The organism is Kurthia gibsonii (assembly GCF_006539985.1).
GTDB lineage: Bacteria > Bacillota > Bacilli > Bacillales_A > Planococcaceae > Kurthia > Kurthia gibsonii.
Window position 1 is genome coordinate 23,439 of the sequence record NZ_BJOB01000001.1, and the last position, 16,887, is coordinate 40,325.

The 16,887-nt window shown below is 35.2% G+C and carries 15 protein-coding genes; 13 read left to right on the forward strand and 2 right to left on the reverse strand.

Annotation, left to right across the window (positions count from 1 at the left end):
• The first annotated feature begins 48 nt into the window (after positions 1 to 48).
• The 5 genes from KGI01_RS00120 to KGI01_RS00140 all read left to right on the forward strand — a co-directional run bounded on the left by KGI01_RS00120 (position 49) and on the right by KGI01_RS00140 (position 6,240).
• Entirely contained in the window at positions 49 to 1,002 is a 954-nt protein-coding gene (locus tag KGI01_RS00120) for a YybS family protein (RefSeq protein ID WP_141272266.1), read from the forward strand.
• Between the two features lie 12 nt (positions 1,003 to 1,014).
• Positions 1,015 to 2,991, forward strand: coding sequence for a DHH family phosphoesterase (locus tag KGI01_RS00125; protein WP_141272268.1), 1,977 nt, complete (start codon positions 1,015 to 1,017; stop codon positions 2,989 to 2,991).
• Complete coding sequence (rplI, locus tag KGI01_RS00130) at positions 2,988 to 3,437, forward strand: 50S ribosomal protein L9 (RefSeq protein WP_141272271.1); 450 nt, start codon at positions 2,988 to 2,990, stop codon at positions 3,435 to 3,437. The genes KGI01_RS00125 and rplI overlap by 4 nt, the downstream gene beginning before the upstream one ends.
• Before the next feature lie 12 nt (positions 3,438 to 3,449).
• Positions 3,450 to 4,811 carry a replicative DNA helicase gene (dnaB, locus tag KGI01_RS00135; protein WP_141272273.1) on the forward strand — a complete coding sequence of 454 codons (1,362 nt, stop codon included), beginning with the start codon at positions 3,450 to 3,452 and terminating at the stop codon, positions 4,809 to 4,811.
• 136 nt (positions 4,812 to 4,947) lie between these two features.
• Positions 4,948 to 6,240 (forward strand): adenylosuccinate synthase, encoded by a 1,293-nt coding sequence (locus tag KGI01_RS00140; RefSeq protein ID WP_141272275.1) that lies wholly within the window; start codon positions 4,948 to 4,950, stop codon positions 6,238 to 6,240.
• A gap of 54 nt (positions 6,241 to 6,294) precedes the next feature.
• On the opposite strand, the gene KGI01_RS00145 is transcribed toward KGI01_RS00140, so the two are convergent.
• A complete protein-coding gene (locus KGI01_RS00145; RefSeq protein WP_141272277.1) occupies positions 6,295 to 6,702 on the reverse strand; it encodes a hypothetical protein in 408 nt (135 codons plus the stop codon).
• 310 nt (positions 6,703 to 7,012) lie between these two features.
• Between KGI01_RS00145 and yycF the strand changes: the two genes are divergently transcribed.
• The 8 genes from yycF (at position 7,013) to rlmH (ending at position 14,883) form a co-directional block, all read left to right on the forward strand.
• Entirely contained in the window at positions 7,013 to 7,723 is a 711-nt protein-coding gene (gene yycF, locus KGI01_RS00150; RefSeq protein WP_141272279.1) for a response regulator YycF, read from the forward strand.
• A 6-nt stretch (positions 7,724 to 7,729) separates the two neighbouring features.
• The gene (gene walK / locus KGI01_RS00155; RefSeq protein ID WP_141272281.1) at positions 7,730 to 9,559 is read left to right on the forward strand and encodes a cell wall metabolism sensor histidine kinase WalK; all 1,830 of its coding nucleotides are present in this window, start codon (positions 7,730 to 7,732) and stop codon (positions 9,557 to 9,559) included.
• On the forward strand, positions 9,559 to 10,914 hold the full coding sequence (locus tag KGI01_RS00160) for a YycH family regulatory protein (protein ID WP_255314690.1): 1,356 nt from the start codon (positions 9,559 to 9,561) through the stop codon (positions 10,912 to 10,914). Before walK ends, KGI01_RS00160 begins: the two co-directional genes overlap by 1 nt.
• The gene (locus KGI01_RS00165) at positions 10,901 to 11,794 is read left to right on the forward strand and encodes a two-component system regulatory protein YycI (protein ID WP_141272285.1); all 894 of its coding nucleotides are present in this window, start codon (positions 10,901 to 10,903) and stop codon (positions 11,792 to 11,794) included. The genes KGI01_RS00160 and KGI01_RS00165 overlap by 14 nt, the downstream gene beginning before the upstream one ends.
• Positions 11,795 to 11,806: 12 nt before the next feature.
• Positions 11,807 to 12,595: an MBL fold metallo-hydrolase gene (locus KGI01_RS00170; protein WP_141272287.1), complete on the forward strand. Its 789-nt coding sequence runs from the start codon at positions 11,807 to 11,809 to the stop codon at positions 12,593 to 12,595.
• 187 nt (positions 12,596 to 12,782) lie between these two features.
• On the forward strand, positions 12,783 to 14,003 hold the full coding sequence (locus KGI01_RS00175; RefSeq protein ID WP_141272290.1) for a S1C family serine protease: 1,221 nt from the start codon (positions 12,783 to 12,785) through the stop codon (positions 14,001 to 14,003).
• A 146-nt stretch (positions 14,004 to 14,149) separates the two neighbouring features.
• A complete protein-coding gene (locus KGI01_RS00180) occupies positions 14,150 to 14,314 on the forward strand; it encodes a CxxH/CxxC protein (protein WP_082701495.1) in 165 nt (54 codons plus the stop codon).
• A gap of 89 nt (positions 14,315 to 14,403) precedes the next feature.
• Positions 14,404 to 14,883 carry a 23S rRNA (pseudouridine(1915)-N(3))-methyltransferase RlmH gene (gene rlmH, locus KGI01_RS00185; RefSeq protein WP_141272292.1) on the forward strand — a complete coding sequence of 160 codons (480 nt, stop codon included), beginning with the start codon at positions 14,404 to 14,406 and terminating at the stop codon, positions 14,881 to 14,883.
• Between the two features lie 44 nt (positions 14,884 to 14,927).
• Here rlmH and KGI01_RS00190 read toward each other — a convergent pair whose 3' ends face one another.
• Complete coding sequence (locus tag KGI01_RS00190; RefSeq protein WP_141272294.1) at positions 14,928 to 16,634, reverse strand: ATP-binding protein; 1,707 nt, start codon at positions 16,632 to 16,634, stop codon at positions 14,928 to 14,930.
• Positions 16,635 to 16,887 lie beyond the last annotated feature (253 nt).

The window sequence follows — 16,887 nt, forward strand, 5'->3', positions numbered from 1 at the left end:
AATAAACAGATAAAATATTCATGTTGAAACAAAAAAGGAAGATTAAAAATGATGCAAGATCCTAAAGTTCGGCAGCTAACAACAGGTGCAATGATGGCCGCAATGTTTGTACTTTTAACACTGCTAAGTAGTTTACCTGTTATTTCACTTATTTTTACATGGTTTATTCCATTACCGATTATTTTGCACGTGTACCGTTATTCATGGAAAAGTGGATTACTTGTCATTGTAGCCGGTATAATGGTGAACTTCTTAATTGTAGGTATACTAGCAATGTTGATTAGTGCTTTATTTGCTATTATTGGTCTCGCAATCGGTTATACATTGCATAACAAAAGAAGTAAAACAGAAGTGTTTTTAACAACGAGTTTAGCTACGTTGGTAGCGATGGCTGGAATTATTGTTGCTTATATGCAGTTTACAGGTATTAATTTAATTACAGATACATTAAAGCAGTTAAAGTCGGCTGTGTATAAAAATGTGGAATTATCAGAGCAAATGGCTAAATTGACAAACACTAAATCGACATTTACGGATGAAATGGCCGCAAATATTGTGAAAATTTTCACAGATACAATGCCTGCTATGTTATTTTTGTCGACATTTATTTTAGCGTGGTTATTAATCACAATTAATTTCCCTGTTATAAAAAAATTGCGTGTTCCTGTACCAAAGTTTCCGCCAATCAAAGACTTAAGACTACCAAGAATGTTACTACTCTTTTATTTTGCTATTTTATTAGTGCAATTTATTGTGAAACCTGAAGATGGTACATATTTATATCTTGTTTATGTAAATGCATATTTATTATTGTCGATGTTATTCTTTTTACAGGGTGTTTCATTTATTCATTTTATGGTAGCACGTTCTGAAATGCCAAAAGCAGTAGCATGGGTTGCAACAATTTTTGCAATTCCATTGAATTCGTTTATCACGTTACTGGGTATAATAGATTTAGGATTTGGACTTCGCGCATTACTAGGCGATAAGAAGACAAAATAGGAGATGAGAACTATGGGTACTCGATTTAGACAAAGACCAATAAGATATCCTCTTTTAATTTTATCGCTGTTGATGATTGTAAGTATTGTGGGTCTTACTGTCTGGCATCCAATTATTGGTACGTTATACGGGATTTTAGTAATCGCTACGACATTTGTTTCTTGGAAGTATGAGAAAAATACGTACGAAGAAACGGAACGTCATATCGCTATGCTAAGTTATCGTTTAGAGAATGTGGGCGAAAAAGCATTGCTTGAAATGCCCATTGGAATTATCTTAATTGATGATGGAACAACGATTGAATGGGCAAATCCACATATTAAAAAGATGATGAACGGTGATGAATTAATTGGTCGTGATTTATCCTTTATATCAGAGGAGCTAATCTCATTAACAGCACATGAAGATTTACATGAAATGAACGCGACAGTGGAAGATCGCCAATATCGCGTATTATTTAAACGAGAAGAAAAATTGCTATATTTCTTTGATATTACAGAGCAAGTTGAAATTGAAGAATTGTATTATGAAGATCGTACAGTTTTAGCTATACTATTTATTGATAACTATGATGAAATTACGCAAAGTATGGATGACCAAACACGTAGTCAGACGAACACATTGATTACATCACTTGTGAATAAGTGGGGATCCTATCACGATATTTATATTAAACGTATTTCGTCAGATCGTTTTATGGCGGTTATGAATGAATCCATTTTATCGAATTTAGAAAAAAAGAAATTTGCAATTTTAGATGATATTCGTGAAATCACTGCTCAGCAAAACTTATCACTTACATTAAGTATTGGTGTAGGCGCTGGCTCACCTTCTTTAACAGAGTTAGGCGAGTTAGCACAATCGAGTTTAGATCTTGCTTTAGGACGTGGTGGAGATCAGGTTGCGATTAAACAACCTGATGGAAAGGTGAAATTCTATGGTGGTAAAACAAACCCTGTAGAAAAACGTACGCGTGTAAGAGCGCGTGTTATCTCACATGCTTTACGTGATTTGATTCAAGATAGTGACCAAGTATTTGTAATGGGGCATAAGATGCCTGATATGGATGCGATTGGTTCATCTATTGGTGTACGAAAGATGGCGGATATGAATAAAGTTGATGGATACGTTGTCATCGATTTTGAACAAATTGATCAAAGCATTAATCGTTTAATGCAAGTTATTAAAGATAAGTCTGATTTGTACGATCGATTTTTATCACCAGATCAAGTATTGGATAAAATGACAGATAAGTCGCTCGTTGTCATTGTCGATACACATAAGCCGAGTATGACGATTGATGAACGCATTGTAAATCAAGCGAGTAAGGTTGTCGTGATTGACCATCATCGCCGTGGTGAGGAATTTATTGACCGTCCAATGCTTGTATATATGGAGCCATATGCTTCTTCAACAGCAGAACTAATTACAGAATTACTCGAATATCAGCCTAAGAACGATAAAATTTCGATGTTAGAAGCAACAGCACTACTAGCAGGGATTATTGTCGATACGAAATCATTTACGCTTAGAACGGGTGCTAGGACGTTTGAGGCGGCATCATATTTAAGAACAAATGGTGCAGATACTATTTTAGTTCAACGCTTACTAAAAGAAGATTTAAATACGTATTTAGAACGCGCACAAATTGTCAAAACAGCAGAATTTGTGCATAATGGCATTGTGATTGCACATGGTGAAAAAGACCAAGTATATAATTCAGTATTAATTGCACAAACAGCTGATATTTTACTTACGATGAAAGACATTTCAGCGTCCTTTGTTGTCGCACGGAGAAGTGATGGTAAAATAGGTATTAGCGCACGCTCTTTAGGCGAAATTAATGTTCAAATCATTATGGAAGCACTTGGAGGTGGCGGTCATTTAACAAATGCAGCTACACAATTACAAGTGGATACCATCGAAGAAGCAATCGAACGTTTAAAGAAAGCAATTGATGAAACATTAGAGGGGAGTCAAGAATCATGAAAGTAATTTTCTTAAAAGACGTTAAAGGACAAGGTAAAAAAGGTGAGGTAAAAGAAGTATCAGATGGTTACGCACGTAACGTATTATTAAAAAATAAATCAGCTGTAGAAGCTACACCTCAAGCAATGAGCCAATTACAAGGTCAAAAGCGTAAAGAGCAGCAAAATGCAGAAGCAGAATTACAAGCTGCTAAAGATTTAAAAGTAAAAGTAGAAGAATTAACAGTGGAATTAAAATCAAAAACTGGCGAAGGTGGTCGTCTATTTGGTTCAATTACATCAAAACAAATTGCAGATGAGTTAAATAAAAAGCATGGTATTAAAGTAGATAAGCGCAAAATGGATTTACCAGAAGCAATTCGTACATTGGGTGTAACAAAAGTTCCTGTGAAATTACATCCAGAAGTTACAGCAACATTGAAAGTGCATGTAACAGAGCAAAAATAAGGGGAGACAAATATGAATAATGATCCATTAATGGACCGTATTCCACCGCACAATCAAGAAGCTGAGCAATCAGTATTGGGTGCGATCTTCCTTGAACCACAGTCTTTAATTACAGCCTCTGAAACATTATTAGCAGATGATTTTTATCAAGCAGCGCATCGTTTGATTTTTGAAACGATGCTACGCTTGAGCGATTTAGGAAAAGCCATCGATGTCGTAACCGTAACGGAAGAACTTTCAAGCCGTAATCAATTGGACGATGTCGGTGGTATTTCATATATGACGGAATTAGCCAATGCCGTACCGACAGCAGCTAACATCGCGTACTATTCAGAAATCGTTGCCCAAAAATCATTACTGCGTAAGTTAATTCGTACAGCTACAAAAATTGTAGAAGATAGTTTTACAAGAGAAGATGAAGTAGCAGAATTATTAGCTGAAGCTGAAAAGCAAATAATGGAAGTAGCCAATCGTAGTAATTCAGGGGACTTTAAGCATGTAAAAGATGTTCTTGTACAGACGTACGAGAATGTGGAAAAGCTCCAAAATCGTAAAGGAGACATTACGGGTATTCCAACAGGTTTCCGCGACTTAGATCGCTTAACAGCTGGTTTTCAGCGTGGTGATCTCATCATTGTAGCAGCCAGACCATCTGTAGGTAAGACAGCATTTGCCTTGAATGTTGCACAAGCAGTAGGGACGCAAACATCTGAAAATGTAGCCATATTCTCACTAGAGATGGGGGCAGACCAACTTGTTATGCGTATGTTGTGTGCTGAAGGTAATATTGATGCACAAGTATTACGTACAGGTGCATTAACAACAGAAGACTGGCGAAAATTAACGATGGCTATGGGAAGTTTATCGCATGCAGGTATTTATATTGATGATGCAGCTGGTGTCCGTGTAAATGAAATTCGAGCTAAATGTCGGCGCTTAAAACAAGAAAGTGGTCTTGGGATGATCTTAATTGATTATCTTCAGTTAATTCAGGGTAGTGGTTCATCAGGACAAAACCGTCAACAAGAGGTTTCTGAGATTTCACGCTCTCTTAAAGCACTTGCTAGGGAGCTTGAAGTGCCTGTTATTGCTTTATCGCAGTTATCACGTGGTGTAGAGCAACGACAAGATAAACGTCCGATGATGTCTGATTTACGTGAATCTGGTTCGATTGAGCAAGATGCAGATATCGTTGCTTTCTTATATCGTGAAGACTATTATGATAAAGAAACGGAAGATGCCAATACAATTGAGATTATTGTAGCAAAGCAACGTAATGGTCCAACAGATACAGTGAAATTAGCATTTAAAAAAGAATTTAATAAGTTTGTGAGTGTTGATTGGTCTCAAGAATCACCACCAGCGAGTTACTAACATTAAATACGAACATTTTCAATTGTAAAAATGAAATCTGTTCGTATTTTTAATTGACTTTTTAGAAGATGGTTGTTAAAATAACTTTTGTTTTTAATCAGGATACACAAAGTATCTGACGGAGGTGCTGTATAAAATGACATCAGTAGTAGTAGTAGGAACGCAATGGGGAGACGAAGGTAAAGGGAAGATTACAGATTTTCTTTCAAAACAAGCAGATATCATTGCGCGTTTTTCGGGCGGTGACAATGCAGGTCATACAATTCAATTCGAAGGCGAAACGTATAAGCTTCATTTAATTCCATCAGGTATTTTTTATGCAGATAAGCGCTCTGTAATGGGCAATGGAATGGTAATCAATCCAGAATCTTTAGTAAAAGAATTAAAAGGATTACAAGAACGTGGTGTGGATACGTCAAATCTACGTATTTCAAATCGTGCGCACGTCATTTTACCGTACCACATTCATCAAGATAAAGTAGACGAAGCTTCACGTGGCGATGCAAAAATCGGCACAACATGTAAAGGTATTGGGCCATGTTATACAGATAAAGTACAACGTATTGGTATTCGTATTGCAGACTTACTTGATAAGGAAGTATTTGAAGAAAAATTACGTACAAACTTAGAATTGAAAAACCGTTTATTCACGAAATTCTACGAAGTAGAAGGATTAGAGTTTGATGATATTTTTGAAAAATTCTATGCGTATGGTCAAGAGATTGCTCCTTATGTAACAGATACTTCTAAGATCTTAAATGATGTCATGGATGAAGGCGGCAAAGTATTATTTGAAGGTGCTCAAGGTGTACTATTAGATGTAGATCATGGAACATATCCATATGTAACATCTTCAAACCCAGTAGCAGGTGGTGTTACAACAGGTACAGGTGTTGGCCCGGCTTCTATTAATCGTGTAATCGGCGTATCAAAAGCATATACTTCACGTGTAGGTGATGGTCCATTCCCAACTGAACTATTTGATGAAGTAGGGAATCAAATTCGCGAGGTCGGTCGTGAATACGGTACGACAACAGGTCGTCCACGTCGTGTTGGTTGGTTTGATACAGTGGTTGTACGTCACTCGCGTCGTGTTTCAGGTATTACAGATTTAGCACTCAACTCAATTGACGTTTTATCAGGTTTAGATACAGTGAAAATTTGTGTAGCTTATGATTATAATGGTGAACGTATTACAGAATATCCAGCAAACTTACACATTATCGAACAATGCAAACCTATTTATGAAGAACTTCCTGGATGGGACGAAGATATTACAGGTGTTCGTCGTTTAGAAGATTTACCAGAAAATGCACGTAAGTATGTAGAACGTGTAAGTGAATTAACAGGTATTCGAATTGCTACATTCTCAGTAGGTCCTGACCGTGATCAAACAAATGTATTATTAAATATTTGGGACGAGATTTAGTATCATATAAAAAAAGCAGGAATCGCATGAGACGCGGTTCCTGCTTTTTTATACCTACGTATCAAAACGAAGATAACGAATCCCAAATTTAATTCCTGCAAGGGTTAAGGCTGTGCCTAAACCTGTATAGAAATACGCGATAAAGGATTCGGGCATTAAATTCATGACACGAATGGTAATACCGAGTGTTATCATAACAGCCATGATAATAAACGATTTTAAATCAAAGAAATACCAAAAATATTGTTTTTCTATCTCATAACCAGCAATTCGGATTGTATGTTTATTAACGAGGCGATTAAAAATCAAAAACCAAAACAAACAAAAGACAATAATTAATAAAATAATATTGAGGACAGTTATATGTCCAACATAAGCAAGTAAACCAATGCGTACAATATTAATTCCTACAATAAGCCATACAAAACAAGCAATGAGAAGTAATGTACGATTCCTAACCATAGGTGGGCTACCTTCCTTAAATGTTTGGAAAATGAAGTTGATTCATGTCGAATAGTATCCTTTTTGATTATTTTTATAACAAAAGTATATGTACAGAAAGTTTCAATTTCTTTACAATACAATTTCAAAATGGGTAGTATTTATAATATATGATAAGTTAGAAGAGTTCATTCTTCTGTATTATAATATTTCCTGGGGAATAAATTACAAAATATTACCTAAAGGTGCGTCAGAATTGAAATCATGTTAGAGTAAACAGAGAGTGAATGTAAATAAAACAGTGTATTTTAGAGAGAAAGGATGAAAGAATTTGGATAAGAAAATCTTAGTAGTGGATGATGAAAAACCGATTGCAGATATATTACAATTTAATTTAACAAAAGAAGGTTACAGTGTAGTAACAGCTTATGATGGTGATGAAGCTTTGGAAAAAGTAGAAGCAGAAAAACCAGATTTAATCTTATTAGACATTATGTTACCAAAACGTGACGGTATGGAAGTAGTGCGTGAGGTACGTAAAAAATACGACACACCAATCATTATGATTACAGCGAAAGACTCTGAAATTGATAAAGTTTTAGGTTTAGAGCTTGGAGCAGATGATTATGTAACGAAGCCGTTTAGTACACGTGAGTTAGTTGCGCGTGTCAAAGCAAATATGCGTCGCCATCAAACAACAGCCACTGTTGAAGAGGAAGAAGAGTCTTCAAATGATATTGTTGTAGGCTCATTAATAATCCAACCAGAAGCTTATTTAGTTTTAAAGAGAGATGAAACAATTGAATTAACACATCGTGAATTTGAATTGTTACATTATTTAGCGAAACATATCGGACAAGTGATGACACGAGAACATTTATTACAAACTGTTTGGGGTTATGACTATTTCGGTGATGTACGAACAGTTGACGTAACAATTCGACGTCTACGTGAAAAAATTGAGGATAATCCAAGTCATCCAGCATGGATTGTAACACGTCGTGGTGTGGGGTACTATTTGAGAAATCCTGAACAGGAGTAATGTTGAATGCAAAAGGTAGGTTTTTTTAAATCTGTACACGCAAAAGTTGTATTGATTTATGTACTTTTAATATTGATTGCCATGCAAATTATGGGGTTATACTTTGCGAATAAATTAGAGGCTACGCTTAAGCACAACTTTACGCATTCCGTAACAGATCGTCTTAAGCTAGTCGAGTTTAGCGTGAAAGAAGAAATGGTTAAGTCACATGAAGAAAATGATGGGACACTGGAATCCAATTTACGCGACATTCTAGGTGGATTGTCTTCTGGTTCGGGAGATATTAGTGAAATTCGTGTAATCGATTCACATAATCGCATTTTAGCGACTTCAGATAATAACAGTCAATCGATTATTGGCCAACGTTCCGCAGAAAGCGCAGTGACTTCAGCGCTTTCTACATCATCACCAATTGAAAAGATGGCGATTGATAAAAAGACTGATAAACGCGTATGGATTATTGCAAAACCTATTCAATCACAAGGAAAAACAATTGGTGTCATCTATGTTAAAGCCAATATTGAAACGGTATTTGAACAAATGACTACGATTAATAAGATTCTCGCCGTAGGTACAGCAATTGCTTTATTAATTACAATTATTTTAGGCGTTTTCATCGCTAAGACGATTACAAAACCAATTTCGGATATGCGTAGGCAAGCTGTTGCAATGGCAAAAGGGAATTATTCGAGAAAGGTTAAAGTATATGGGAATGACGAAATTGGTCAGTTGGCTGTATCTTTTAACCATTTAACGAATCGCTTACAAGAGGCGCACTCAACGACTGAAGGTGAGAGAAGGAAGTTAGCATCTGTCTTAACGAATATGACAGATGGTGTAATTGCAACAGATCGTAAAGGGAAAATTATTTTGATTAACGCGCCTGCACAGAAATTACTTGCGACTGAAAATAATGAATTAATGGGACGACAAATTACAGAGGTTCTAGGCTTAGATGAAGAATACACATTTGAAGATTTGATTCATATGCAAGAGGCGGTGAATTTAGATTTCAGCACGCAAGACCGCCCTTATATTTGGCGAGCAAATTTCTCTGTTATTCAAAAAGAGACAGGTTTTGTGAATGGTTTAATTGCTGTATTACATGATATTACAGAACAAGAGAAAATTGAAATGGAACGTCGTGACTTTGTTTCAAATGTATCACATGAGTTACGCACACCACTTACAACGATGCGCAGTTATTTAGAAGCATTGGCAGATGGTGCATGGCGTGATGAAAATATTGCACCAACATTTTTAAATGTGACACGTACAGAAACAGAGCGTATGATTCGTCTGGTTACAGATTTACTACAATTATCTCGTATGGATAGTCGTGAATATGAATTGAATACGGATTTCGTTGATTTTGTTAAATTCTTTGATCGCATTATTAATCGTTTTGAGATGTCGAAATCTAAAGAAGTAGAATTCATTCGTGAACTACCTACTACACCTATTTATGTTGAAATTGATACAGATAAAATCACACAAGTTATTGATAATATTATTTCAAATGCGTTAAAGTATTCGCCAGATGGTGGGTATATTCGGTTTAAGTTAACAAATATTGATGACGAGATTTTAGTCGAAATTAAAGATACGGGTATGGGAATTCCAAAAGAGAATGTTGATCGCATTTTTGACCGCTTCTATCGTGTCGATAAAACACGTGCGCGCTCTATGGGGGGAACGGGTCTTGGACTAGCCATTTCACGTGAAATGATTAATGCACATGGTGGACGCATCTGGGCTGAATCAGTAGAGGGAAAAGGCACATCTGTATTCTTTACACTACCAAATAATGCAGAAGAGGATGGTGAGTGGGAATAATGAAGTATTTAGAACAAAGTAAAACCGTTGTATTAATTATTCTAGTCGGTCTAAGTATTTTATTAACATTCTCCATTTGGTCATACCATCCAAACTATGAAAAAGTAGAAAAGCCAGAGCCATCAGGTGTACTGATGGACAAAAAACGAACATTACCTGAAATTATTCAGCCTGCTCGTCTATTAATTCGTCAAGAAGGTGACTGGCGTGGAACCATTGATACAGAAGAAATGGCTCCACTATTTACTGAGATGAAGAAATGGCAACTGACGGATATTTCAATTGTTAGTAGTAACTTTAATTTACAAAAATTAAATGATCAACTATTAGTAGATCAACGAATTGTTCTTCAATTCGATGGAGAAGTACCAATGCCTGTATTTCAAAGTTTACTTCCTGTGACAAGTAAGAAAGTACCTGAAATTATTTTCGATCAGGTAATTATCAGTTGGTCTACAGAAGAATCAGATATCCCTAAGAATGAATTAACAATTCTTTTTTCTAATGTAAAACAGAAGCAGTTATACAGAGGAAAAGTGAAAGTGAAAAGTGAGAACGGTTTTAAAAATGATGTGTTAGGATCATTCCAAGATTTAGCATCATATGAACCGATTCAAAGAGATAATGCAAATACATTATTCTTACCAACTCAAACGCAAAAATTAACACAGTATAAATATCTGATTTCAGCGATTAGCATTGAGGATTTTAAAAATGCACTCTTTACGATGCCAGGTATTGTGAAGATGAGTCCAGATTTAGAAGCAGGTATTGATAAATACACTGATGATAAATCGATTATGACAATTGATAAAAATCGCTATCTCGCAACATTTGTAGACGCGACAGCTACAGAGAATCAAGAAAATATTCAAAAGAGTAATTTGATTGCATCAACGTTTAATTTTATTAACTTACACGGTGGATGGACAGGCGATTATCGTTATGCCAAGGTGGACTATAATGCACAAGAAGTAGTGTACCAACTGTATATAGAAAATTTACCAGTGCTAAAAACAGATTTAGGTACCGCTAAAATTGAAGCATTCTGGGGGAATGGTCGCATCTATCGTTACATTCGTCCGACATATAAATTAGCTTATTTACCACAAGAGGAAAATAAGGAGATTAAGCTAATTTCAGGTATTGATGTCGTTCAAAAACTGATGGCAAGTAATGAAATTGACTTCAATAAAATTACTGCACTTCGTGTTGGATTAACAATGAAACAAGATGAAGGGCGCTCATCGATTTATTTATTTGAACCGACATGGTTTTATCGTTTAGATGGTGTATGGTATCCAATTAACCCGAAAGATTCACAAGTAGGAGGTGATACAGATGGATTGGAGTAAAACAAAAACCATCTTTATCATCGTATTCTCTATTTTGAATGTATTCTTATACTCGGTGTATATTAATAATTACAATGAAGAACAAGAGTTAGAAATACTTGGTGAATCCAATATTGAGAGTGATTTAAAAAATGCGAATATCTCAGTAGGGAATTTACCTGTTTCGACGGAGAAAGTAACATATGTATCAGGAAAAATTAATACCTTTGATAATTTTGATTTTGATCAAGTGACGAAAAATCAAATTATTACAGTAAGTGACAATATGATTATTGAAGGAACAATGAAAAAACCAGAAAAACTAGAAGCGCTAAATGAAAAAACACTCACTGAATTCTTAAAAAGGACGGTTTTCAAAGGTGAAGAATATCGACTATGGCAGATTGATAAATCGGCACGCGAAGCGACATTCTTCCAAGTGATGAACGATAAAATGATCTTTTATAATCAAAGTGCGACCATTAAAGTTTATTGGTCTGAAAAAGAAGAGATTACAAAGTATGAGCAAACGATGTTTGGTTCTTTAAAAGCTGTTGGTGAGAAAAGTATGTTGATTAAACCAATTCAAGCGATTAAAACTATTTTTGAAAAAGGCTATTTAAAAGACCATACAACTATTTCATTTGTAAATTTGGGCTATTCAACATTAGTTCCATTAACAGAAACGCAAGTATTGTCTCCAACATGGCATATTCGTGCTATGGTACCAGATGAAAATGGACGTAAAAAACAACAGGACTTTTTTGTGAACGCAGTAGATAATCAAATATTAGATATTGAAAAAAATATTCAATTCAAAAATAAAGCAGCTACGGATGTAGAATATAAAGAGAGAGTTCGCTCAAATGTAGATGCAAAGCAATCTGAATTAAGTAAGTAAGGAGTCTTTCACATGAAGTTTAGTGTATTGGCGAGTGGTAGTACGGGTAATGCTGTCTATGTTGAAAGTGGCGATCAAGCTTTCATCGTAGATGCAGGGCTGACAGGTAAAAAGATGGAGCAGCTATTTGCCAAAATTGATCGCGATATTAAAAAATTATCAGGTATTCTTGTCACACATGAACATTCAGACCATATCAAAGGTGTTGGGGTATTAGCACGTAAATATAATGTGCCGGTCTTTGCGAATGAGAAGACATGGCAAGCGATGACACCATCTGTTGGGAATATTCCATTAGACCAGCGTTTTCAATTCAATATGGAGACGGTTCAGGCTTTTGGAACATTAGAGATTGAATCGTTTGGTGTGTCACATGATGCCGCAGATCCGATGTTTTATACATTCCATGAGAATGGTCGTAAGTTAGCAGTGATTACGGATACAGGCTACGTGAGTGACCGTATGAAGGGGATTATACGCGGAGCAGATGCATTCGTATTCGAAAGTAACCATGATGTGAATATGTTGCAGATGGGCTCATACCCGTGGTCTACAAAACGTCGTATTTTAAGCGATGTGGGGCATGTGAGTAATGAAGATGCGGCAATTGCAATGAGTGATGTGGTATTTGAAAAAGATACGCACATTTACTTATCGCATCTAAGTAAAGATAACAATATGAAAGATTTAGCAAGACTTAGTGTGGCACAAACGCTGCAATCTGTTGGCATCATGCCAGGTGAATTTATTCATCTACATGATACGGATGCAGAAGAGCCAACAAAGTTAGTACGTGTTTAATCGAAGAGAGAACCATCGTAATCTGCGAGTGTTTTTTTTATATTTTGAAGAAATAGTTTTTATCTATTCGAGAAGGGGAATAAATGAGATATCATGAAATTTTGAGGGTATTTTAAAGCAATTTTCATCTAATTTTCATGTTTGGCAGGTATAGTAAAGATAACAAAAGAATAGAGGAGGCAAACAAATGGGATACTATGATGATACAGAACATGGAAGAAGGCAACAAAAAAAGGGAAGTAAAGTAGGCTACTTTTTCACGGGTTTAATCGGTGTAATTGTCGGTGCATTACTTGTCTGGTTGATTGTACCTTCTATCTCGAATACAGGAAGTAATAATACAAAGACCCCCGTACAAACAGAACAACTATCCACAGAAGTAACGACAGATGTCACAAAAGCTGTTGATAAGACGAAGGATGCAGTTGTTGGGATTACAAATATTCAAAAACGCCAAACAGCGAGTGATATCTTCGGTGGTGCATTTGGTGGAAGCACAGATAACCGTGATTCAAGCACAACAGAAGAATCAGGCAGTGGTTCAGGGGTTATTTATAAAAAAGCGAACGGTAAAGCATACATCGTAACGAATAATCACGTTGTAGAAGATGCAGATCGTTTAGAAGTAACATTACCAAACAATAAAAAAGTAGAAGCAAAATTAGTTGGTACAGATCAATGGACAGACTTAGCTGTTATCTCAATGGATGAAAAATATGCCACAACAGTAGCGAAATTTGGTGATTCGGATAAACTAAAACAAGGGGAAACAGTGATTGCGATTGGTAACCCACTTGGTTTAGATTTATACGGCTCTGTAACAACAGGTGTTGTCTCAGGTACAGAACGAACAGTACCAATGGATATTAATGGTGATGGTAATGCAGACTGGAATGCGGAAGTATTACAAACAGATGCAGCGATTAACCCAGGTAACTCAGGTGGTGCGTTAATCAATCTAGCAGGACAAGTAATTGGTATTAACTCAATGAAGATTTCACAATCTACAGTTGAAGGTTTAGGATTCTCCATTCCAAGTAACACAGTAATTCCAATCATCAGTGAGTTGGAAGAGAAAGGTAAAGTACAAAGACCGGCGATGGGCGTATCGTTAATCGACTTAACAGAAGTACCTGCATTCTATCAAAAAGAAACATTAAAATTGCCTGAAGATGTGACAGAAGGCGTTGTCATGGCACAAGTTGAAAATGGTTCAGCTGCTGAAAAAGCAGGTATTAAACAATACGATGTAATTGTTGAGATGGATGGACAAAAAGTCGGTAACTCGGTTGAATTACGTAAAATTCTATACAGTAAAAAAGTGGGCGATTCAGTTACAGTGAAAGCTTATCAAGACGGTAAACTTGTAACGAAAACGATGAAACTAACAAGTACGATTTCTAAGTAATGTGGATAACTTCAAAAGAGATTGTCGTAGAAAGTGTGGATACACTTTGCGACAGTCTTTTTTGTTTGTTACAATGATGTGTGGATAAAAAATGTGAATTGTGTATAACTTTTTATAAATTCTGAAAATAGAAAGGATGTTAGATTATGGAGATTAAATGCTGTGAAAACCATACAGGACATGCGATTGATGTGTTCCTAGAAAAGGAAAAAGATTTTCCAATTTTAAATAAGCTAGAAGAAAGCGAACAGTTGTCCACATCATGTGCATACTGTGAAGCCCCAGCAGAATATGTTGTAGGGAACAAATAATCGCCTACAACATATAGGGTGTTTTGTGGATATGTGTATAAGTTTTGTGGATAACTCACTAACAAATAAAGGAAAAGAGTGACGAATACGTGGGGATTAGTATCATTTCAGTTGGAAAATTAAAAGAAAAGTATTTGAAGTTGGGCATTGATGAATATGCGAAACGTCTGGGTAGTTATACGAAGTTAGACTTAATTGAAGTAGCGGACGAAAAAGCACCTGAACAATTAAGTGAAGCAGAAATGGAGATTGTGAAGAAAAAAGAAGCAGAACGCATCTTAGCCAAAGTACCACAAGATGCTTACATTTTTGCACTCGCAATTGACGGAAAGCAACGTACATCTGAAGAGATGTCAAAAGAGATTGAGAACCTCTTAACCTATGGACAAAGCAAAATCATCTTCATCATTGGCGGATCACTCGGACTACATGACGACGTACTCAAACGCGCCGACACCAAAATCTCGTTCGGAAAAATGACACTCCCTCACCAACTCATGAAACTCGTCCTGACCGAACAGATTTACCGCAGCTTTAGGATCATGAAAGGTGAACCGTATCACAAGTGAGGGGGTTTTTAGGCTAGCTATTTTCTAATAGCTAGCCTAAAATTTCACATTTTTTGTTTAGCAAATTTAATATTTAAACGATCATACAGGTATTCTTCTAGGATAATGACTTCTATTTTATGAGAACGTCTTTCATCTTCTAAAAAGTATTGTGTAAATGGTGTATTAGCATCTTTAGGATAACATCTGAATATTCGACAAGTATCAAAAGCATCCACAACTATATCGTTATTTTTAAGTTCAGTTTTAAAACATACGATTCCATATAATCTTTTAAAAGAGTGGTTAAATGAATTTTTTAAAATATGTTTAAATTCAATAAAAAATAAAGCATCTTTTTCTAAACTAACGCTACCTTCTCTTAAATGAGCTAGTACATCTATCCCAGCGTGAGTATCATAGTCAACAATTTCGAATGGGAAAAAGTCCGGTTTTATAATGTCTATAGTATGATATAAAGCAAATACTCCATGTTCTTGACGAGGTTCTCGTAAAATATGATTCTCTAAAACTGCAACTTTGTTTTGTAGAATATATTTTTTTCGCATCTCATAGTTTTTTTCTTCTTTCTTGTCACTTTGAAATGCATATGAACTTTGTTCAAGATATTCTAAATCTTCCCAATAACTACTATTAATGATACCATTATAGATTTCAACAATTTTATTTTGAATAGCTTCTAGTATATCAGAAGATGTATTATCTAGTGAACCACGATTGGCTGTTAATTTTAAATCTTGGCAGTTAAAGAAAGCATGGAATTTTGTATATTCAGACCCTTTTTTAGTAATCCAATCATTTTTTCTTTGAACAGGTATGAAGTCTTTACAAAGCCAAATTCCATAACGATCTTGAACTTTATATGCACCATCAGGGGCTTTATAACCACTTCTTCTAATCATAGGGTTGTATTTTTGTTTTGCCTTATTACCTTCAATATAAAATACTGCTTGAAATTCAATGTCAGGAAATTTTTCTAATGTTCCTTCATAAGTTAATTTTTTTACAAAATAATCAGGTGCATCAGATAAATATTCTTCCAGTAATTTATCAAGGCTTTCTGACTCATCAGGGAATATGTGCCCAAAGTTTAGTGTTTCAGCTTCGTTTCTGTCTAAACCCTTTAGATGAATTTTAATATCATTATACGAGCAATTTTCATCAAAAATATTTTCGAATGAACCAAATTTTGTGAACCAATAGATATGGTCTTTCATTTTTTCATGAGTAAAAACAGATCTCTCGTCATTGTTATAACCAATTATTTCTATATATGTTCCTTTAAATTCTTTGTTTTGTACTGTAACTTCGATATTAGGAAGTTTGTTATCGTACAATGCACTTAATGGATCAATCATTAGTGCAGTATATTCCATACCATCTTTTCCTGTATTTACATTTACATAATCAGAATTAAAATAAATTTTAGTACCATGACCTTTTTCACCAATTAGAGAAGTATCGAAGTCTTTTATATCACGTCTTGAAGAATTGCCTAAATCGAAGAAAGATCTAATACTTTCTTCGTTCATGCCTTCCCCATCATCTCTAATAGTAATTTTAAGTTTTTTGCGTCCCTTAATGGTTGCAATTTCAAACAACAGATATATATTTTGGGCTTTAGCATCAAATGAGTTACTAATTGCTTCACGTATAATATCTAAAGGGTTTGAAAAATCTGATGCAATTTCTAGAAATTCTCTACTTGGGTTAACACTAGGTTCAAAAGTATATGTAGTTATTTCAGTCATAGATTACACCTCGTCTAATTAATATTAGTTTAATTGTACAATAATAGCCTATAGTTCTGTTAATAAATTGAAAAATAAGCATTTAATATTACTGTGAATATATTTTTTAGTAGGTTAGCTATATGCATTTAGCGAAAAGAATAAATGGTTTATCTATTAAATTATTAAAAGAATCAAGTATACTTTACAAACAACGTAGAGTACGAAGTTCACAAGATAGTTACGAACATTTTCGAGACTACCTTGAATAAGT